The sequence below is a fragment of the Mesorhizobium sp. M1E.F.Ca.ET.063.01.1.1 genome (genome assembly GCF_003998155.1).
Classification (GTDB): domain Bacteria; phylum Pseudomonadota; class Alphaproteobacteria; order Rhizobiales; family Rhizobiaceae; genus Mesorhizobium.
The window spans coordinates 1-419 of sequence record NZ_RZSC01001676.1; the positions used below are offsets into that span (position 1 = coordinate 1).

Here is a 419-nt window from a genome sequence, read left to right on the forward strand (position 1 = left end):
TGCCATCGCGGTGCCGGCGGCGGTGGCGCTCGGCGGGCGGCTCAGGCGGCTGATCGACCAGCACTTCCGCGAGGACTGGCCGGTGGAGCGCTATGTCGAGGAACTCGGCACCACCCGCCACCTGCTCGACAAGGCCGCGCGCCAGGTGCTCGGCGCGGGCGTGCGCGAGGCGATCGGCGACCGGCGCCTGGTCGAAGCCAAGCGCCTGCTGCTCTTCACCATCCGGACGGTCGAGGACATCGCCTACGAGACCGGCTTCAATGATCCGGCCTACTTTTCTCGCTTCTTTCGACAGGCGGTTGGGGTGTCGCCGGCGGCTTGGCGGAGACAAAGAGTGAGTAGTGAGTAGTAGGTAGTAAACGGAGCGAGGATTGAACAAATGTTCGAACCGAAATTCTACTCATACTCACTACTCATAC

General features: G+C 63.7%; 1 protein-coding gene. It reads left to right on the forward strand.

Features of this window, described 5'->3' with window-relative positions:
* Window positions 1-349, forward strand: a 349-nt coding sequence (locus EOA29_RS40375; RefSeq protein WP_127222603.1) for a helix-turn-helix domain-containing protein, incomplete at its 5' end; no start/stop codon positions are given.
* Between the last annotated feature and the right edge of the window lie 70 nt (window positions 350-419).